The organism is uncultured Bradyrhizobium sp. (assembly GCF_936928535.1).
Taxonomy (GTDB): domain Bacteria; phylum Pseudomonadota; class Alphaproteobacteria; order Rhizobiales; family Xanthobacteraceae; genus Bradyrhizobium.
The window spans coordinates 1-17517 of sequence record NZ_CAKZHY010000100.1 but is presented as its reverse complement, the minus strand read 5'-3'; the positions used below and the strand labels follow the sequence as shown (position 1 = coordinate 17517).

21 protein-coding genes and 1 tRNA gene are annotated in these 17517 nt (G+C 63.3%); 13 read left to right on the top strand and 9 right to left on the bottom strand.

Annotated elements, in window-relative coordinates; genetic code table 11:
* Window positions 1–138 precede the first annotated feature (138 nt).
* Window positions 139–1680: a heme peroxidase family protein gene (locus Q0687_RS22130; RefSeq protein WP_298881324.1), complete on the bottom strand. Its 1542-nt coding sequence runs from the start codon at window positions 1678–1680 to the stop codon at window positions 139–141.
* 660 nt (window positions 1681–2340) lie between these two features.
* Here Q0687_RS22130 and Q0687_RS22125 point away from each other — a divergent pair.
* The 4 genes from Q0687_RS22125 (at window position 2341) to Q0687_RS22110 (ending at window position 5104) form a co-directional block, all read left to right on the top strand.
* Complete coding sequence (locus tag Q0687_RS22125) at window positions 2341–2712, top strand: hypothetical protein (RefSeq protein WP_298881322.1); 372 nt, start codon at window positions 2341–2343, stop codon at window positions 2710–2712.
* Window positions 2713–2864: 152 nt separating this feature from the next.
* A complete protein-coding gene (locus Q0687_RS22120; RefSeq protein ID WP_298881320.1) occupies window positions 2865–3347 on the top strand; it encodes a hypothetical protein in 483 nt (160 codons plus the stop codon).
* A gap of 146 nt (window positions 3348–3493) precedes the next feature.
* Window positions 3494–3976, top strand: a complete 483-nt coding sequence (gene greA, locus Q0687_RS22115; protein WP_298881316.1) for a transcription elongation factor GreA — start codon at window positions 3494–3496, stop codon at window positions 3974–3976.
* Window positions 3977–4066: 90 nt separating this feature from the next.
* A complete protein-coding gene (locus tag Q0687_RS22110) occupies window positions 4067–5104 on the top strand; it encodes an alpha/beta fold hydrolase (RefSeq protein ID WP_298881313.1) in 1038 nt (345 codons plus the stop codon).
* 139 nt (window positions 5105–5243) lie between these two features.
* On the opposite strand, the gene Q0687_RS22105 is transcribed toward Q0687_RS22110, so the two are convergent.
* Window positions 5244–5414: a hypothetical protein gene (locus Q0687_RS22105; protein WP_298881311.1), complete on the bottom strand. Its 171-nt coding sequence runs from the start codon at window positions 5412–5414 to the stop codon at window positions 5244–5246.
* 480 nt (window positions 5415–5894) lie between these two features.
* Window positions 5895–6239, bottom strand: coding sequence for a hypothetical protein (locus tag Q0687_RS22100; protein ID WP_298881309.1), 345 nt, complete (start codon window positions 6237–6239; stop codon window positions 5895–5897).
* 443 nt (window positions 6240–6682) lie between these two features.
* Between Q0687_RS22100 and Q0687_RS22095 the strand changes: the two genes are divergently transcribed.
* Window positions 6683–6979 (top strand): hypothetical protein, encoded by a 297-nt coding sequence (locus Q0687_RS22095; RefSeq protein ID WP_298881307.1) that lies wholly within the window; start codon window positions 6683–6685, stop codon window positions 6977–6979.
* A 115-nt stretch (window positions 6980–7094) separates the two neighbouring features.
* Window positions 7095–7373, top strand: coding sequence for a DUF1488 domain-containing protein (locus Q0687_RS22090; protein ID WP_298881305.1), 279 nt, complete (start codon window positions 7095–7097; stop codon window positions 7371–7373).
* Here Q0687_RS22090 and rpsU read toward each other — a convergent pair.
* Window positions 7363–7638, bottom strand: a complete 276-nt coding sequence (gene rpsU / locus Q0687_RS22085; protein ID WP_128969471.1) for a 30S ribosomal protein S21 — start codon at window positions 7636–7638, stop codon at window positions 7363–7365. The genes Q0687_RS22090 and rpsU overlap by 11 nt on opposite strands.
* A gap of 414 nt (window positions 7639–8052) precedes the next feature.
* On the opposite strand from rpsU, the gene Q0687_RS22080 reads away from it, so the two are divergent.
* The 3 genes from Q0687_RS22080 (at window position 8053) to Q0687_RS22070 (ending at window position 8872) form a co-directional block, all read left to right on the top strand.
* Complete coding sequence (locus Q0687_RS22080) at window positions 8053–8262, top strand: cold-shock protein (RefSeq protein ID WP_298881302.1); 210 nt, start codon at window positions 8053–8055, stop codon at window positions 8260–8262.
* 97 nt (window positions 8263–8359) lie between these two features.
* Window positions 8360–8602 carry a transcriptional regulator gene (locus Q0687_RS22075; protein WP_298881300.1) on the top strand — a complete coding sequence of 81 codons (243 nt, stop codon included), beginning with the start codon at window positions 8360–8362 and terminating at the stop codon, window positions 8600–8602.
* A gap of 48 nt (window positions 8603–8650) precedes the next feature.
* Window positions 8651–8872, top strand: a complete 222-nt coding sequence (locus tag Q0687_RS22070; protein WP_298881297.1) for a hypothetical protein — start codon at window positions 8651–8653, stop codon at window positions 8870–8872.
* Between the two features lie 34 nt (window positions 8873–8906).
* Here the strand turns inward: Q0687_RS22070 and Q0687_RS22065 are convergent, their stop codons facing one another.
* The 4 genes from Q0687_RS22065 to Q0687_RS22050 all read right to left on the bottom strand — a co-directional run bounded on the left by Q0687_RS22065 (window position 8907) and on the right by Q0687_RS22050 (window position 11797).
* Complete coding sequence (locus Q0687_RS22065) at window positions 8907–9092, bottom strand: hypothetical protein (protein ID WP_298881296.1); 186 nt, start codon at window positions 9090–9092, stop codon at window positions 8907–8909.
* Between the two features lie 445 nt (window positions 9093–9537).
* Window positions 9538–9612, bottom strand: a tRNA-Val gene (locus tag Q0687_RS22060).
* A 159-nt stretch (window positions 9613–9771) separates the two neighbouring features.
* Window positions 9772–11067 carry a hypothetical protein gene (locus Q0687_RS22055; RefSeq protein WP_298881293.1) on the bottom strand — a complete coding sequence of 432 codons (1296 nt, stop codon included), beginning with the start codon at window positions 11065–11067 and terminating at the stop codon, window positions 9772–9774.
* 121 nt (window positions 11068–11188) lie between these two features.
* On the bottom strand, window positions 11189–11797 hold the full coding sequence (locus Q0687_RS22050) for a DUF1134 domain-containing protein (protein ID WP_220006211.1): 609 nt from the start codon (window positions 11795–11797) through the stop codon (window positions 11189–11191).
* Between the two features lie 141 nt (window positions 11798–11938).
* On the opposite strand from Q0687_RS22050, the gene Q0687_RS22045 reads away from it, so the two are divergent.
* Window positions 11939–12424, top strand: a complete 486-nt coding sequence (locus Q0687_RS22045) for a YHS domain-containing (seleno)protein (protein ID WP_298881287.1) — start codon at window positions 11939–11941, stop codon at window positions 12422–12424.
* Here the strand turns inward: Q0687_RS22045 and Q0687_RS22040 are convergent.
* Window positions 12414–13202 (bottom strand): 3'(2'),5'-bisphosphate nucleotidase CysQ, encoded by a 789-nt coding sequence (locus tag Q0687_RS22040; protein ID WP_298881326.1) that lies wholly within the window; start codon window positions 13200–13202, stop codon window positions 12414–12416. The two genes, Q0687_RS22045 and Q0687_RS22040, sit on opposite strands and share 11 nt — an antisense overlap.
* 218 nt (window positions 13203–13420) lie before the next feature.
* Here Q0687_RS22040 and chpT point away from each other — a divergent pair, with 218 nt between their 5' ends.
* The 3 genes from chpT to Q0687_RS22025 all read left to right on the top strand — a co-directional run.
* Window positions 13421–14074 carry a histidine phosphotransferase ChpT gene (gene chpT, locus Q0687_RS22035; protein WP_298881285.1) on the top strand — a complete coding sequence of 218 codons (654 nt, stop codon included), beginning with the start codon at window positions 13421–13423 and terminating at the stop codon, window positions 14072–14074.
* 196 nt (window positions 14075–14270) lie between these two features.
* On the top strand, window positions 14271–17048 hold the full coding sequence (locus Q0687_RS22030; RefSeq protein ID WP_298881283.1) for a hybrid sensor histidine kinase/response regulator: 2778 nt from the start codon (window positions 14271–14273) through the stop codon (window positions 17046–17048).
* Window positions 17049–17070: 22 nt separating this feature from the next.
* Window positions 17071–17517, top strand: a 447-nt coding sequence (locus Q0687_RS22025) for a chemotaxis protein CheW (RefSeq protein WP_298881281.1), incomplete at its 3' end; no start/stop codon positions are given.

Genomic DNA, 17517 nt, shown 5'->3' with positions numbered 1-17517 from the left:
TCAGACTTGAAACCACCGCCCGCCATCGAGGCTCAAGGAGTTTTGCAACGGAATCGGGCGTAAAGCGGACGCAACAGATCGTCGCAAAAAAAGCCGCCCGCTCGCGCGGACGGCCTCGCATCATCTCTTGTCACCCGCTCAATGCAGCGGAGCGCCCTGGCCCAGCGCATATGTCACGAGGTCCTTCAACTTGAAGTCGGGACTTGTCACCGGCGCCCAGTTCGGGTCGAGCGACAGCACGGAGGAGGCGTCGCCGAACATCATGCCGAGGAAGACTTCGGCGACGATGCGGCCGCCGACCGGGCCGAGCTGTGGCGTCGTGATTCCAGCCGCCGGCGCGCCGGTGGCGGGGGCAGGGATCTTTGTCGCGAACTGGCGCGCTTCCGCGAGAATGTAGGTCCAGAGCGGGCAATTGCCTTTGAACGCGCCGTTGGCGATCGAGGCAATCGGGATCTGCGGATCGCCTGAGCCAGGAACGTCGACGGCCCGGCCGACGACGATCTGCTCGTCGGTCAGCGGCGTCTGGTGCATCGCCCTTGCGACCGCCTGGCCCGAGGGCAGGCCGAGCCGCCAGCCGCGTTCGAGATTGCGCAGCGCCAGCGATGCCGGATTGGAGGCGACCTCCGGCGGCAGCTTGCGCAGCGGATCGACCAGCGATGTGTCGATGCGATAGGCGAGCTGCAGCCGCCGCTTGTTGTCAGGATTGGTGCTGTCGTCCTCGACGCCATAGGCGCGCGTGTCGACGTCGATGAAGCGGCCCCAGTCGATGGCGCGGCCCGGCCCCATCGAGCGGAAGCCGGTCAGCGCGTTGTTATCGGGATTGTTGGGGTCGGGGAAGATCTGCAGCAGCATGTTGTCGGCATCGTTGAGCCGATAGCCGGGCCGGATCATGGAATGACCGAGCCGGTAGGCCGCGACGGAAAACTCGACCGGCATGTAGGGGAACGTGTGCCAGTGATAGTAGGCGAGCTTGCTACGATCGTAATGACCGCCGGTCTTGAGATCGTTCAGGACGCCGGCATTGACGATCCGCGGCAGCAAGTCGTTGAGCACGACATATTGGTAGTGGAAGCGGACACGCTGTTGCACGTCCTGGAAGGAGTAGGTGTCGTTGTCGTCGACCATGCGGTTGTGGAAGCGCAGCATCAAACCCTGGAACTGCGAGACGATGCTGTTCTCGTCGTTGCGGGGATCGCCGATCAGCGCGCGCCCCTTGAAGCGCGGCAGGTCGAAGGCGCTGGAGACGCCCGTGCCGGTGAGGGGATCGCCGAGCAGAAATTTGCCGCTGCCGTCGTACATGTAGGGCTGGTCGTTCGGCCCACGCCCGTAGAGATTGTCCAGGTCGAACGACGGCGTGCGGAAATCGATAAGCCCGTCGGGATCCTGCTGCTTGGCCAGCGAGCTCACCGGATCGAAGGTGATGTCGTGGTCGATGAACTGGCTGAAATAAGTGTAGAGCGCGGGAATGGCGCTCTCCTCGGGATCCGGGCCGTCCTTGGGCGGATCAAAATCGCCGACCATGTTGTCGGCGAGGGCCGAGAGGTTGGCAATGTTGTCGGCATCGTTCGGACCGAACGTCGCCGGCGTCAGGGTGCGGAACATGCGGCCAAAGCGGCCCTGTGACAGCGGCGAACGGGTGGCGTTGAGACCGCGCGGCGGTGTGGCGTGACGACTGCTCATAAAGTACCTCCAAGAAAAGTTACGACGAAAAGTTACGACGGCAAGTAACTAACGTTAAAGTTGCAGATAATTAAATATGCAGGTGAGGCTAGATCGAGCCGTTCGACGTCTCAATGCATTGCTTCACACATTGCGCGAGGTGGATGCGGTTCCAGCGGCACGCGTTGCGTGCAAGCTGCGGATGCGCTTCGCGAATTTTTCCAGCTCAGGTGCTCAATAACATTCTCGTCATCGACATCGGCGCTTCGAAGCCATGTCAGTCTCGCCGACCTATCGGGCCAAGCGATCGACGTGACGTGCATCGCGTTCGCGTAAAAATTGTATTCGTGAGTGGATGCCGCGTCACTGATAGAAGCGGGCATTCCAGAACGCGCAGCACGAGTCGATGCCGCAAAGCCAATCGCGTGTTCGGACTCACCCAACACATTGTCGCGCGTGTCCTCGTGTCGGCGCGTGCGCTGCATTCGTTGCCGGCTTATGATGCAGCAAGCCGTTGTGGCCGAGCGGTCGTGGCCAAGCCCTCGTGCCCAAGCCCTCGTGCCAGTGTGATCCCGGCCACAGTTCGTATCGGTGGTCTCGCCTATCTTCGGCGGGCTTGCACACGTCGATCCCGTGGGACTACGCTTCCGTCATTGGGGATCAGGCATTTTGGAGGTTCTGATGCGCAAATCATATTTGCTGGCTGCGACTGCGGCACTCGCTCTCATCCTGCAGACACCCACAGTCCTGGCACAGAGCGCGCCCGCAGCGGGTGGCACGCCGCCGGCCGCCGCATCCACGACAGCTCCGGCCGCGACATCTGCGCCTGCTGCGACCACGGCACCAGCCGCAACCTCTACGCCGACTGCGACGACCGACACCTCGACCGCGCCATCAGGCGCCAAGAAGAGTGCCGAGAAGAAGCCGGCGAAGAAGAAGATGACGCGGCAGCAGGAGATCGATCATTCGATCGACAACGGCACCGTTCCGGCGCGTTATCGCAACTCCGTGCCGAAGCAGTACCAGCAATACATTCCCTTCGAGAAGCAGTGACGGATTGCACTGCGGTGCGATGTGCGCCCACCTCGCGCCGAGCTGGAACCAGTTGGGAGCCATGCAGGAGTGATGGCGTGATCTGATCGGCGTCCCCAGTGGCGGCCTCCTGTGCCGGTGCTACAGTAGGCGAGGGCCTGGGGGATGATCAGATGAGTGACGACGCGAAGGATGCTGGCCTTGTGGCAATGATCAGCAGCATCCTGGGAGGCAACAAGCGCGCAGAGGCGGCCAGCCCGCCGCCGCTTGCCGACTTCCTTCCGGCAGCGCCGCCGGCGGCACCAGAAGCAGGGGTTCCCGAGATTCCTGAAGCGGAATCGCCGAAGCTTCAGGACGCCTCCGATGCAGCATCGGTTGCTGAGAAGCCGGCGGCACCCGCTCCTCAGGCCCTGACGCCGGATGGCAAACGACTTTTGCCGGCAGAGGCGATTGCCGATCTCGTGCTTGGCGAGCTGCGCAAGATCGAGGGGTTTCCTGCGTCCGGTGTCTCGGTCACGGTTTACGGTTACAGGCACTGGAACGCGATGATCACCTTCGCGCCGTTCTCGACCAATTTCCAGAATGCGACGCGGTTCCGCCAGGCCTTGCCGGACCTCGTCTTCAAGCTGCGTCGTTTCGTCGAACTTGAGATATAGTTTCGCGTTCAACCGCTAGAGCGTGATCCGGAAAAGTGTGAAGCGGTTTTCCGAAAAGATCATGCTCAAACAAAGAGCTAAAGCGCGATGACGATTCGACCCAATCTCATCGCGCTTTAGCCGAAACTATCGATGGGATCCCGAGATTGAGCGTCGCCTTTACCAAAGAAGAGAGTGCCGAGACCGCCTCCGAGACGTTGTTGCCGGATCGCCCGATCTCGCCGCATCCGAACCTCGTGACCGAAACCGGCCTGCGGTCCCTGCAGTCGCAGCTCCAGGCGGCGCGCGAAGCCTATGACGCCGCGCAGGCCATCGACGACGTCAATGAAAAGCGCCGGCAGTCGGCGGTGCCGCTCCGCGATGTCAGATATTTCGGCGAACGGCTGCGCACCGCGCAGCTTGTCGCCGATCCGACCTCATCGGATGTCGTCGCCTTCGGCAGCACCGTGACCTTCAGCCGCGCTGACGGCCGCGTGCAGACCTATCGCATCGTCGGCGAGGACGAAGCAGATCCGAAGGAAGGATCGATCTCGTTCGTCGCGCCGGTCGCGAAGTCGCTGATGGGGAAGAGTGTCGGTGATGTCGTGGGGACCGGCGCGCAGGAGATCGAGATTCTGGCGATCCGGTAACGACAAGGCGCTTGAACCACGCCTGCTCCACGCTAAGCTTCCACCCGACGACGGCACCTGAAGATGCCGGCGCAAGGGGAGGGTTACGACATGCAGGCATCGGCGCTGTTTGGTGTTGTGGCTGCCGTCATCTTCGGCGGTTCTGCTCTCGCTCAATCGAAGGCGCTTGTGACCGAAGAGGCGATGGTCAAGGCGAGCGATCCCGGCATCGAGATCTACGTCCGCAATAAACGGCCCGCCGACATGACCGCCTTCAGGCCCGAGCAGACGATCATCTATGTCCATGGGGCGACCTATCCTTCCGAGACGGCCTTCGATCTCAAGCTCGATGGTCTGTCCTGGATGGAGTACATCGCATCGCGCGGCTATGACGTCTGGCTGCTGGATCTCCGCGGCTACGGCAGGTCGACGCGTCCTGCCGAGATGGCGGACAAGCCTGACGCCAATGCGCCCATTGTGACGGGCGAGACCGCGGTCAAGGACATCGGCTCGGTGGTGGATTTCGTGCTCCAGCGTCGCAACATTCCGCGCGTCAACCTGCTGGGCTGGTCGTGGGGCACCACGCTGATGGCCACGTATACGACCCAAAATGCCGCGAAGGTCGAACGTCTGGTGCTGTATGCGCCTGCCTGGATACGGCAATCCGCATCGCTGGTGCAGGCGGGGCCGGGCAAACTCGGCGCCTACCGCACCGTGACAAGAGATCAGGCCAAGGAGAGGTGGTACACGGGCGTTGCCGAAGACAAGAAGGCAGACCTCATTCCAGCAGGGTGGTTCGATGCATGGGCGGACGCCACCTTCGCCACCGATCCAGTCGGCGCCGCGATGACACCTCCGGTCCTGCGTGCGCCGAACGGTGTCGTTCAGGATGGCCAGCAATATTCTGGTGCGGGCAAACCTTACTACGATCCCGCGAAGATCACCGTGCCGACGCTGTTGGTCCATGCCGAATGGGACAAGGATACGCCGCCCTATATGGCGCAAACGCTGTTCCCGCTCCTGACGAACTCGCCCGGCAAACGCTACGTCCAGCTTGCCGAGGGAACACACACCATCATCATGGAAAAAAATCGCCTCAAGCTTTTCGAGGCCGTCCAGGCATTTTTCGACGAGGGTCGTAAGGATTAGCCGGCTGGATCCGATGCAATAGTGGGGCATGGCGCGAAAGCCTTGCGTCGCTCATATCATGTGGACGTTTCTACTTGTGGAGGCACGCTTCACCGGCGAGGCCGAGATCGTTCGATAGCATGGGCGGTCTCTGCCGGTTTCATTCCGGAAGGCGATCCTCATCGTCCCGCTGACGCTCTTCCACCCAATCAGCAAGGATCTTGTATTCTTGCTCCATTTTCTTGAGCTCTGCTCTGGTCTCCTCATGTCCGGTCATGGCGGCTTGGAAACGGCAATCGCGCTCCAGTGCGCGGTACTTGCGATGTGGCATGGCGACTCCCGTTGTCACAAACGGAAGCTACGCTTAGCCGATATTGCTCGATCGGGAACTTAACCAGGTTACTTGCTGCCGGCTGGTCTTGGCTCGGGCAACTCCCGAGGGAACGGCTCCTGCGTCTTCCGCCTCAGGAATGTGTCGGGCGCGGGGCAGCGTTTCAGAACTTCCGCCGCGTTCCTGACGATCTCACGCTGAAGCTCCAGGTTCTGCGCGTCCTGCTGGGACGGACGGCAAACTCCGCGCCGCAATTCCATGGCTGCGCTCCTCATCCTATGCAGGTGGGAGCGCGCTTGGTCTCTCTGCCACCGACGCCCACGGATCAGAGCCGTTGCCGGTGATGTGTGAGCGTGCGCCCTTATGTCCCGGCGCACCAGCCTTTTATCTTGTGGGCGGCACAACCGACCAAAAGATCTCAACTGGCTCAAATTAGCCGTCGACAGACCCTCGCTCTGCGGGCCCGGCGTCGCTTCCTTACTACTTCTTCTTCGCAGGTCCGAAATCCGGCTGCCAGGCGGCTTCCTTGCGGCTCGGGGCCGCGGCGATCACCTTGGCTTTTTCCTTTTTCGGTTTCTTGGCTTCGCGATTGCTGCGTTGCTGACCTTTCGCCATGTCGCTCTCCTTTGGTGGTTTGAGTTCGTCGAGTTCAGTCGACTGCAGCACCCGTCCACGCGGAGTGCAGACCCTGACATCCATGTAACCGTCGCGCAGCAGTTTCCGTGCGAGGCGCAACGCGACCGTCGCGGTGCCACGGCCGAGATTCGAGCTGCCGTATTCGTTGGTCCCGCTGACCAGATAAGGCACGCGGATAGCCCTAGCCATTGAAGAGGGCGGCCGCGCACACGAGAAGCAGCAGAAACAACGGAACGATCACCGGCGGCACGATCCATTCCGAGATGCGAACAGACGCCATCGAACACCTCTGCGAGGCTTTCGGCGGGAGCATACGTGACCCTCAGTCACCGGTCGAAGCCGCTGAGATGTTCGGTGATGGCAACGACCCTACGCCCGCGTCGGGGCAATAGCGAGGGTTAAAGAGGGTTAAATCCTGCGTGAGAGAGGCTGCGCCGTGATTGCCGCGCGACTGACGATAGTGCTGGCTATTGCGGCGGCGAGGGCGCATGGTCGCGGCAGCCGACGATGAGGAGGCTATACTCGCGAAAGGCGGGCACGCATGACCAGCGGTGGTGGCGCCAAACCGTCATCTTCAGACGTTCGATCCGTATCGACAGTGTACTGCGCGAGCGCAGATGCGGGCACCACCAATGACTGACCACACCGTCGATCTCGACAAGCACCGCGGCATGGCTGCGCAGAAGGCGACCGAGTTGCGCCGCACGCTGGCCGAGGTGGAAGCCACCGTCAGGGAGCTGCGCGAGCGCGAGGCCGAGCTCGAAAGCCACATGATGACGGTGCAAGCGGCGTCCTGGGCCGAGGCCGCGGTGAAGGCCCGCTATTTGCTCAACCTCTATGCTGCGAGCCTGCCCGTCGAGGATACCCGCCATCGCGCGCTGGTGGCTGCGCTGTTCGAGGATTTCGTCCGGCTGTCGGGGGAGGAGTGAGCCGAACCTTGAGACCCTCGGTCGCGAGACGTGCCGTGCAACGATCGCAAAGGCGGGCAGCTGTTCGCCGATCATTGCCACTGCCCTCGAAAGGGATCACGTAGCGGAGTAGGCCATGATGTTGACCCGCGGCAGCTTTATCAACCTCGAATACGATCGGATGATCGTCCGCTTCTCGATGCAGGACGGTGCCAGGGAAATTCCTTGCGCGATCTCGACGTCCGCGATGGATTATCTCGAGCCTGGCCCGCAAGTCAGGCCCGAGCAGCGCGAAGCCCAGTTCATCCGGCTGCGCGACCGCATCGAAGCACGCGCGGCGCGCAAATACAGCGCGACGGAGTTCGAAGGAACCCCGCCGGGAATCGTGCTGCGCGGCATTGATTTCAGGCCGTAGGAGCTTTGATCTCCGGCAATGGCGGCTTGCGCTCGAAGGGCTTCTTCTTTGGGGGCGCGGGCAACAATCCTTCCCGGATCGCCTGCTTCCGAGCGAGCTTGCGCGCGCGGCGAATAGCTTCGGATTTCTCGCGCGTCTTTCTCTCCGACGGCTTCTCGTAGGAGCGCCGCTGCTTCATCTCCCGAAAGACGCCTTCGCGCTGCATCTTCTTCTTGAGAACACGAAGCGCCTGCTCAACGTTGTTGTCTCGTACGACGACCTGCATTGATGTTCCTTGCTCGAGGCTGCAAATGCGACGCGTCCTGCAAGCAGCCGATGGCGCAGGAGCTTCATTGCGATTTTTCAGGACAGTAGCCACGACACGCGCCGCGAGCTTCGGGGTCGATGCGCTTCCAAGCGCGATGCAACCTGATGTGTCACGTGACCACTCTCGCACCGATAAGTCAATTGACTAGGCCTGCCGGCATCTCGGCAGATCCGATTGCAATGACCGGTCGAAAACAAATCGGCTTACGCCCTTGTAAAACAACGAGGGTTGTGTATATTGAGCGTGTTCGCTCAGCCGCTGTGCCTTGTTGAATGCGCCCGCGGGCTCCTTTTCCAAAGACATCGACGAAGTTGAAAATGTCCGCGTGATTGTCGCGCGGCATAGATGCGCCATCGCGCTTTGGAGAAGAAAATGACGACAGGTACCGTGAAGTGGTTTAACGGCCAAAAGGGCTTTGGATTCATTCAGCCGGATGACGGCAGCAATGATGTGTTCGTTCACATCAGCGCCGTTGAACGCGCCGGTCTTTCGGGTCTTGCAGAAGGCCAAAAGGTCAATTTCGAGAGCAAGACCGACAAGATGCGAGGCAAGGTCAGCGCAGAGAATCTCTCGCTGGCTTGATATCGTGGCGCCGTTTCACGGATGTACTGAAACGGCAGCTTGGCCCGCTCGATCCCTGGATTGAGCGGGTTTCGTCGTGTGCAGAACGGAGTGAAGCATGAGCGCCAGAAAAACGGCCGAGCTGTCACCCGAAGGCATCGCGCGTTCCGATCGCAAGCGCCTCGCCGCTGAAGACGGAGCACGTGCGCGGGCAGACGTCGAACGACAGGCCATGGAAGTGCGTAAGAACATGGCGCGACTTCGAGAGATGCGCGAGGCCAAGGAAGCAGCGGACGCGGCTCTTCAAGCTGCCTTGCCCGCACCTGCCGTCAAAAAGCGTTCCAGAAAAGCCGCACCATAGCCGTCTTCAGCGTCCTCCCACATTCGAGCGCCGATTCCATTCCGGAGAGTGCAGATCGTGCGACGAATCAAACCGGAAGACGGAAACATCACTTTCTTCCTCGCGTTCGGCGCGAGCAGGCAGATGTGCCGACTTGCGACGACCTTCAACACCCAGAAGCAGGCATTCAGCTACCTTCAGAAGCATCGAACGGAGTTCGAGCATATGGCGCGGGCGCGTCTTGCTTCAGGAGAGCTCGAAGACGGCATCGTCGTGCTGTCGATGCTCTGATCACTTCGACAGCGTCGAAGTAAAATCGTGATACCTACCGTGTCCTGTCGGATTGGCTCTTTTGCCGGGCCTCGCGTGCCAGGCGTTCGGCTTTCAGCCGTTCCCTGTTCGCCTGGAAAGCCTGCTGCGCTTGCTCGTAATCAGTCGCGGCTTTGTCCGGGGCCTGCTTGAAAAATTTGTTTGCCGCCTTGGCGGCAGGCGATCGAAATTGCTCTTTCATGGCTTAACCTCTTTTTCTCTCGGGATCCAAGTCCTCCATCGGTCGGGCTCGACGGGTCGTCCTGACGAGCCATCCAGGCTGCAATGGCTCGACAGCGATTGCGAGTGGCGAAGGCGAACAGTGTGAGCAGGATGACTGCCGTCTTTCGGCTTGTTCATCGCGCCCGGTAATTGCGGGATACGACCCGCGCCTGGCACCGGTCGCAAGGTCAACGGCCAATTGCCTGATGCGTTCCCCACCATGCCATCATGCTCCTGTTTTGCCCGACGGAGCAAGTTAAATTCGGAAAAGTCACAATTGATCCGCCCCGCCGTCGGCTACTGTGCATGGGGTTGTTTTCGGGTTTTTGATCACAGGGGAGCAAGACGCACGCTCTTCGAGCTATGCCGGACACGCTTCGCCATCATTGGCGTGGCTGCGCCACGCGAAGCCTTTTGGCGAAGCGTGGTGGGCGCACAAGGGATCGAACCTTGGACCTCTCCCGTGTGAAGGGAACGCTCTCCCGCTGAGCTATGCGCCCGGGACCATCATGCAGACGGCCGGACTGTTCGGCCGGCCGGCGCATCGGAGCCCGCGATTTAGAAGTGCGGGCTATCAGTGTCAAGTTTTCAGGCGGCTTGGGGCCGGAAAACCTTATCTCGATGGCTCAAATCAGCGGCGAGGCCGGATTTTGAGCCGCTTAGGCACCCTGCTGGCGGGCGCGGGAGGCGTGGGCCTGGAGCGCGCGGATGCGCTCGGCCAGCGTTCCGCCGCCCTCGGGCAGGACGGCTGCTGCGCCATTGGTGGCGGTGCCATTGGCCGGGCGCGGCGCAGGCTTCGGCGGCTGGCCGGCCTCTGCGGCCAGCAGCGCCTCGATCGGCGAATTCGGGCCCTCGAGCTGCATCGCGAGCTTTGCGACTTCCGCCGCGATGTCGTTGATGCGCTCGCGCAGCAGCGCGTTCTCCATCCGCTCGGTAGCCCAGGAGCTCTCGGCCTGCTGCTGGATCGCATTGATGTCGCGCTGCAGTTTGGCGCGCTCGTCGCGGGCGGTGCGCAGCTGCTCTTCCAGCGCGGCCTTCTCGGTGCGCAGCGTCTCCATCGCCGCCGACGACTTGCCGCCGCTCAAGGCGGCGATCTCGACGCGCAGCTCCTTGATGGTGCGCTCGGCGCCCTCGTTGGTCTGGCGCAGCTGGTTGTTCTCGTAGTCGCGCTCGGCCAGCAGTTTGCCTTGGGTCGAGAGGCGGCCTTCGAGGTCGGCAACGCGGCCCGACAGCATCTCGGCTTCCTTCACCTGCACGATCAGCTGGCGATCGAGCTCGGTGACGCGCTGGCTCAGGCTCTCGACGCGGCCACGCGCGTCGCCGAGCTCGCGCGTGACGGTCTCCGATTCCGAGCGCTCCTGCGTCAGCCGCGCCTGCGTCGCGGCAAATTCCTTCTCGGCATCGCCGACGCGGTTCTTCAGTTCCTCGATCTGGGCGCGCACAGCGACCAGCTCGACCTGGCGGGTCTCCGCCATCATCGATCGGTCCGACAGTTCGGAATTGATCTTGGCGAGCTCGCCCTGCTTGTTGCTCAGCGCGATCTCGGCCTCGCGCAGCGCTTCGGTCTTGGTGTTGAATTCTTCCTCGGTGGCGCGGAGCTGCTCCTTCACCGCCTTCTCGCGCGCCTCGAGCGCGAAGATCGTGGCGTTCTTCTCGCCGAGTTCGATCTTCATGCGGTTGATGGCATCGCTCTTCTTGCCGAGCTCGGCGAGTTGGCTCGTGGTCTTGTTCTTGAGCTGGTCGACGCTCATCTCCAGCCGGCGCGCCGACATGGCGAACTCGGCGCGCAGTTGGTCCTTGTCGGCCTGGATCTCCGCCATCGACAGCGGCGTTGCGGCTTCGAGCCGGCGCGTGGTCAGGCGCACCGCGCGGTTATGCACCAGCGGCACGATGGCAAGCCCGCACAGCATCGACAGCAGGAAACCGATCGCCAGGTACATGATCGGTTCGACCATGGGTCAGAGCTCCAGAGACAAGGAAAAATTTACCAAAGACAATGCATGGCGGGCCGGCAAAAAGCCAGCCCTGCCCTGTTGTTAACGTGAATCCGGAAAGCCGGAGGGGGAAGGAGGGGAGCTAGAACGGGTTCCAGGTCGCCCGCGGCGTGTACTTGAGATAGCCGATATTGGCGCCGAGGCGTAAGCCCAGGCCGGAGCGGATCGGCACCAGCACGATGTTGTTGGCGGTGAGCGCCGTCATGCCGAAGCCGCCGATGATGTAGGCCGAACCGTCGATGCCGGCGAAGCGCTGGTAGATGGCATTGGTGGCGGGCAGATTATAGACCAGCGTCATGGTGCGCGCGCCGTCGCCGCCCCAGTCAAAACCGAGCGAGGGGCCCTGCCAGTAGACGCGCAGGTCGCCGGCGTTCTTAGTGTAGAGCGTGCCTTCGCCGTAGCGCAGGCCGGCAACGAAGGCACCCGAGCCTTCCTCGCCGAGGATATAGCCGTTCGGCAGGCCCCATTGGCTGACCGCCTTCTCGATGATCGAGGCGAGCCCGCGCGAGACGTTGCCGAAGAAACGGTGGCCGGCGGTGACAAGCTCGTCCGGCCCATAGGTATTGGGAGTCGGCGTCCGCTGCGGCGGCGGCAGGTCCGGCGGCGGTGCGGCCGTCTGGGCGGAGGCCGGCACGGTCCAGCCAGCCAGCGCGATGAGCGCCACTGCGGCAAGGCGTGATGCGAAAGTCATAAAAGAACCCCTGGTATCGATCCCGGTCTGCTTCCCTTAACCTGATGCTATTAGGCACGGCCCTAGGTTGCGCCGGATGTCCCCTCGACTCGGATGTTATCCGCAGCAACTATGACGGCACAACGGCAGGAAGATAGCCCTTTGCGCCCCGGAATTGCCTTGATCGGCAGCCTGGTCTGCCTGCTGACGGGCATTTGGCTCGCGTGCTCTGGGTTGCCGGCGAGCGCGGCCACCACCGAGCGGGTCGTCGTCAATCGCTTCTCCGGCGTCGCCATCGAAGGCTTCGATCCCGTGGCCTATTTCGTCGATGGTGGAGCCGAGCAGGGGACGGCGCAGTTCGAGGCCAATCTCTGGGGCGCGGTCTGGCGCTTCCGCAACGAGGGCAACCGGGCGGAATTCCTGGCCCATCCCGAAGTCTATGGCCCGCAATTCGGCGGCTATGATCCGGTCGACATCGCCCGCGGGGTGACCATCGCCGGCAATCCCCGCTTCTTCGCGATCTCGGCGCAGCGGCTTTATCTGTTCAGCCGGGAACGCAATCGCGACGCCTTCGCCGCCGACCCCGAACGCTTTCTCTATGAGGTCGGCAAGCGCTGGCCGGCCCTCGAGGACAAGCTCAGTCAGTAGAAACGACCGCCCCGGCATCACCCCAGGCGACGAACGCCGGGATGATGAAACCGGTGTCGCCTCGTTCGCCGAACCGCAGCTCGCCGCCCTTGCCGTCCGTCACCTTGCCGCCGGCGGCCGTCACCACGGCGCAGCCCGCCCCGACGTCCCATTCGCAAGTCGGCCCAAACCGGGGGTAGATGTCGGCGCTGCCCTCGGCGATCCGGCCGAACTTCACGGCCGAGCCGCAGGTTTTTTTGACGGCGTTGGGCCTCTTGTCGATGAAGGCTTCGCTTTTGGGATCGCCATGCGAACGGCTCACCGCCGCGATCCAGGGCTCGCCATGCCGGGGCAGCTTGCGGGTCCGGATCGGCTCGGCGGTGCCGATCGTCGTGCCGTCAAAGCTCACACGCTCGGCGCCGCGGCCGACGATGCCGCGCCAGAGCAATCCGAGCGCGGGCGCGCTGACGATGCCGAGCAGCGGCACGCCTTCGGTGATCAGGGCGAGGTTGACGGTGAATTCGTCGCGGCCGGCGACGAATTCCTTGGTGCCGTCGAGCGGATCGATCAGGAAGAAGCTGCCGCGAAAGGGCGGTGAGGCGAGATGGGTCCGCTCTTCCGACAGCGTCGGCACGTCGCTTGCGAGCCGGGCGAGGCCCTCGGCAAGGATTCGGTCGGCGGCGAGATCGGCCTCGGTGACAGGCGAGCCGTCCTGCTTGCCATCGACCCGCATCGCGGAGCGGTTCACGGCAAGGATCGCCTCGCCGGCCTGCACCACCAGTGCGGTCAGGGGCTCCATCAGCCGGCCAGCGGCCTCGCCGTCGATGATCCTCACCCGCGTGCCTCATTCATCGGCAATTCTTGCCCTTCCTCACGTGATTCGCCCGTGTCCCTTATGGCCGCTTCGAACCTATCGCAAGCTTCCTGCCACGGGCTGGCGAATGATAGAACCCGCAGCGACAGTCCAAGCCATGCGTGATTCGCCGCGTCCGCGCCGTGCAAATCCAGGAACCCTTTATGTCTGACGCTCCGTCACCCGCTACCGCTTCTGCTCCCGATATGCTCGAACTCGCGGCACTGCTGTGCTCGCGGGTCTGTCATGATCTCATCAGCCCGGTCGGCGCCATCGTCAATGGGCTTGAAGTGCTCGATGACGATCCCAAGCCCGAGGACCGCGAATTCGCCCTCGACCTGATCCGCAAGAGTGCCAAGACCGCCTCCGCCCGTCTCCAGTTCTGCCGTCTCGCCTTCGGCGCGGCCGGCTCCTCCGGCGCGCAGATCGACCTCGGCGATGCCCAGACCATGGCGAAGGGCCACATCGAGGACGGCAAGTGCACGATCACGTGGAATCTGCCGCGACTGCTGCTGCCGAAGAATCGCGTCAAGCTGTTGCTCAATATGCTGGTCGTCTCCCAGCACACCATCCCGCGTGGCGGCCTGCTGACGGTCGATCCGATCGGCGAGGGCGAGACGATGAGCTTCCGCATCACTGCGACCGGGCACAACGCGCGCTTGCCGCAGAACATCTCCGAGCTCTTGAGCGGCGAACGCGGCCCGGCAGCGGACGCTCACGCGATCCAGCCTTATTACACGCGGCTACTGGCGCAGGCCTGCGGCCTCACCGTGACGCTCAAGCTGGAAGGCGAAGCCGTCATCGTTACCGCTTCGTAAACGCGCGCATCGCTTCGAGACGTTAATCTATCCTTTACGAGGCGCTTCGGCTTGTCCGGAGCGCCTTATCTCTTTGTTGGTTCCGTTCTTTTGCACATACTCAACCAATATTAAACGCTTTGCGGTGAAGCTGGCCCCATTCTGATCTGGCGCATCACAATTCGTGCGCGCCCTCCCTGTATGAAGGCCTGTTTTCATGGATGATCTGTTGCGGGAGTTTCTGACGGAGACCAGCGAAAGCCTGGACACCGTCGACAATCAGCTGGTGAAGTTCGAGCAGGAGCCGAACAACGCCAAGATCCTGGATAACATCTTCCGCCTTGTTCATACCATCAAGGGTACCTGCGGCTTCCTGGGGTTGCCGCGGCTTGAAGCGCTGGCGCATGCCGGCGAGACCTTGATGGGCAAATTCCGCGACGGCATGCCGGTGACCGGCCAGGCCGTGACGGTGATCCTGTCCTCGATCGACCGCATCAAGGAGATCCTCGCAGGGCTGGAGGCGACCGAAGCCGAGCCCGAGGGCAACGACCGCGATCTCATCGACAAGCTGGAAGCGATGGTCGTGCAGGGCATGGCGGCCATGGCCGCTGGCGCTGCTGCTCCCGTTGCCGACGCCCCGCCGCTGGTCCCGGAAGCGCCTGCCGCTGCGCCCGCACCTGCGCCCGCCAAAGAAATGACCACGGGCACGCTGATCGACCAGACGCTCGAGCGTCCGCTGCGTCCGGGTGAAGTCTCGCTCGACGAGCTCGAGCGCGCCTTCCGCGAGACCGCGATCGAAGCCGCGCCGCCCGCGCCGGTCGCCAAGGCCGAAGAGCCGGCTGCCGAAGCGCCCGCGCCCGCTGCAAAGGCGCCCAAGGAGAAGGCCGCGCCGAAGAAGTCGATGGCCGACGAGAGTGCCGGCGAGGGCGATCGCATCGCCAACCAGTCGATCCGCGTCAACGTGGATACGCTGGAGCATCTGATGACCATGGTCTCCGAGCTGGTCCTGACCCGCAACCAGCTCCTGGAGATCAGCAGGCGCAACGAGGACACCGAGTTCAAGGTGCCGTTGCAGCGCCTCTCCAACGTCACCGCCGAGCTGCAGGAAGGCGTCATGAAGACGCGCATGCAGCCGATCGGCAATGCCTGGCAGAAGCTGCCCCGCATCGTCCGCGACCTCTCGAGCGAACTCGGCAAGCAGATCGAGCTGGAGATGCACGGTGCCGACACCGAGCTCGACCGCCAGGTGCTCGACCTGATCAAGGACCCGCTCACCCACATGGTGCGCAACTCCGCCGATCATGGCCTCGAGACCCCCGCCGAGCGTCTTGCCGGCGGCAAGGGCGAGCAGGGCACCATCCGCCTCTCCGCCTATCACGAGGGCGGCCACATCATCATCTGCATCGCCGACAACGGCCGTGGTCTGAACACCGAGAAGATCAAGGCCAAAGCGCTCTCTTCAGGTCTCGTCACCGAGGCCGAGCTCGAGAAGATGAGCGAAGCCCAGATCCACAAGTTCATCTTCGCGCCGGGCTTCTCGACCGCGGCCGCCATCACCTCGGTGTCGGGGCGCGGCGTCGGCATGGACGTGGTCCGCACCAACATCGACCAGATCGGCGGCACCATCGACATCAAGTCGGTCGCCGGTGAAGGCTCCTCCGTCACCATCAAGATCCCGCTGACGCTCGCCATCGTCTCGGCCCTGATCGTCGAGGCCGCCGGCGACCGCTTCGCGATCCCGCAGCTTTCGGTGGTCGAGCTGGTGCGTGCCCGCGCCAACTCCGAGCACCGTATCGAGCGCATCAAGGACACGGCCGTCCTCAGGTTGCGCAACAAGCTGCTGCCGCTGATCCATCTGAAGAAGCTGCTCAAGATCGACGACGGCGCGGCCAGCGATCCCGAGAACGGCTTCATCGTGGTCACGCAGGTCGGCAGCCAGACCTTCGGCATCGTCGTCGACGGCGTGTTCCACACCGAAGAAATCGTGGTCAAGCCGATGTCGACCAAGCTGCGTCACATCGACATGTTCTCCGGCAACACCATCCTGGGCGATGGCGCCGTGATCATGATCATCGACCCCAACGGCATTGCCAAGGCGCTCGGCGCCGCCGGCTCCTCGGCCCATGACATGGCCGACGACAATGGCGCGCACCACATCGGCTCGGGCGAGCAGACCACCTCGCTGCTGGTGTTCCGCGCCGGCTCGTCCCAGCCCAAGGCGGTCCCGCTCGGCCTGGTCACGCGCCTGGAAGAGCTCCCGGCCGACAAGATCGAGTTCTCCAACGGCCGCTACATGGTGCAGTACCGCGAGCAGCTGATGCCGCTCGTCTCCATGGAAGGCGTCACGGTCGCAAGCCAGGGTGCCCAGCCGATCCTGGTGTTCGCCGATGACGGCCGCTCCATGGGCCTCGTCGTCGACGAGATCATCGACATCGTCGAGGAACGCCTCAACATCGAGGTCGGCGGCTCTGCTTCCGGCATCCTCGGCTCGGCCGTGATCAAGGGCCAGGCCACCGAAGTGATCGATGTCGGCCACTTCCTGCCGATGGCGTTCGCCGACTGGTTCACCCGCAAGGAGATGAAGCCGTCGATGCACTCGCAGTCGGTGCTGCTGGTCGACGACTCGGCCTTCTTCCGCAACATGCTGGCCCCGGTGCTGAAGGCCGCCGGCTACCGCGTCCGCACTGCGCCGACCGCGCAGGAGGGCCTGGCTGCGCTCCGTGCCCAGACCTTCGACGTGGTCCTGACCGACATCGAGATGCCCGACATGAACGGGTTCGAGTTCGCGGAAGTGATCCGCTCCGACAGCAATCTGGGCTCGATGCCGATCATCGGCCTCTCCGCGCTGGTGTCGCCGGCCGCGATCGAGCGCGGCCGTCAGGCCGGCTTCCACGACTATGTCGCCAAGTTCGACCGTCCCGGCCTGATCGCGGCGCTGAAGGAGCAGACCGCGGGCGCTGCCGGCGCCTCCGAGCTGAGCCGGGCGGCGGCGTAAGCGGGATCTGAGGAGAGACGATATGAGCAAGAAGACGCAAATTGGCGAAGGCGCCATGGTCGAATACGTCACCGCGATGATCGGCGGCCAGCTGTTCGGCCTGCCGATCTCCCGCGTCCAGGACGTGTTCATGCCCGAGCGGGTCACCCGCGTTCCCCTGTCCTCGCGCGAGATCTCGGGCGTGTTGAACCTGCGCGGCCGCATCGTCACCGTGGTCGACATGCGCGCCCGTCTCGGCCTGCCCAAGGACGAGGACGGCAAGACCCCGATGGCCGTCGGCGTCGACCTGCGCGGCGAATCCTATGGCCTCCTGATCGACCAGATCGGCGAGGTGCTGCGCCTGTCCGAGGACAGCAAGGAAGAGAACCCCGTCAACCTCGACCCCCGCATGGCCAAGCTCGCCGGCGGTGTCCACCGTCTCGACGGCCAGCTCATGGTCGTCCTCGACGTCGATCGCGTCCTCGAGCTC

Excerpts from the sequence above, each read along its gene's own strand:
- Q0687_RS22130 (WP_298881324.1), bottom strand. The coding sequence starts at position 1,680 with ATGAGCAGTCGTCACGCCACACCGCCGCGCGGTCTCAACGCCACCCGT.
- Q0687_RS22125 (WP_298881322.1), top strand. The coding sequence starts at position 2,341 with ATGCGCAAATCATATTTGCTGGCTGCGACTGCGGCACTCGCTCTCATC.
- Q0687_RS22120 (WP_298881320.1), top strand. The coding sequence starts at position 2,865 with ATGAGTGACGACGCGAAGGATGCTGGCCTTGTGGCAATGATCAGCAGC.
- Q0687_RS22110 (WP_298881313.1), top strand. The coding sequence starts at position 4,067 with ATGCAGGCATCGGCGCTGTTTGGTGTTGTGGCTGCCGTCATCTTCGGC.
- Q0687_RS22105 (WP_298881311.1), bottom strand. The coding sequence starts at position 5,414 with ATGCCACATCGCAAGTACCGCGCACTGGAGCGCGATTGCCGTTTCCAA.
- Q0687_RS22100 (WP_298881309.1), bottom strand. The coding sequence starts at position 6,239 with ATGGCTAGGGCTATCCGCGTGCCTTATCTGGTCAGCGGGACCAACGAA.
- Q0687_RS22095 (WP_298881307.1), top strand. The coding sequence starts at position 6,683 with ATGACTGACCACACCGTCGATCTCGACAAGCACCGCGGCATGGCTGCG.
- Q0687_RS22090 (WP_298881305.1), top strand. The coding sequence starts at position 7,095 with ATGATGTTGACCCGCGGCAGCTTTATCAACCTCGAATACGATCGGATG.
- rpsU (WP_128969471.1), bottom strand. The coding sequence starts at position 7,638 with ATGCAGGTCGTCGTACGAGACAACAACGTTGAGCAGGCGCTTCGTGTT.
- Q0687_RS22080 (WP_298881302.1), top strand. The coding sequence starts at position 8,053 with ATGACGACAGGTACCGTGAAGTGGTTTAACGGCCAAAAGGGCTTTGGA.
- Q0687_RS22075 (WP_298881300.1), top strand. The coding sequence starts at position 8,360 with ATGAGCGCCAGAAAAACGGCCGAGCTGTCACCCGAAGGCATCGCGCGT.
- Q0687_RS22065 (WP_298881296.1), bottom strand. The coding sequence starts at position 9,092 with ATGAAAGAGCAATTTCGATCGCCTGCCGCCAAGGCGGCAAACAAATTT.
- Q0687_RS22055 (WP_298881293.1), bottom strand. The coding sequence starts at position 11,067 with ATGGTCGAACCGATCATGTACCTGGCGATCGGTTTCCTGCTGTCGATG.
- Q0687_RS22050 (WP_220006211.1), bottom strand. The coding sequence starts at position 11,797 with ATGACTTTCGCATCACGCCTTGCCGCAGTGGCGCTCATCGCGCTGGCT.
- Q0687_RS22040 (WP_298881326.1), bottom strand. The coding sequence starts at position 13,202 with ATGGAGCCCCTGACCGCACTGGTGGTGCAGGCCGGCGAGGCGATCCTT.
- chpT (WP_298881285.1), top strand. The coding sequence starts at position 13,421 with ATGTCTGACGCTCCGTCACCCGCTACCGCTTCTGCTCCCGATATGCTC.
- Q0687_RS22030 (WP_298881283.1), top strand. The coding sequence starts at position 14,271 with ATGGATGATCTGTTGCGGGAGTTTCTGACGGAGACCAGCGAAAGCCTG.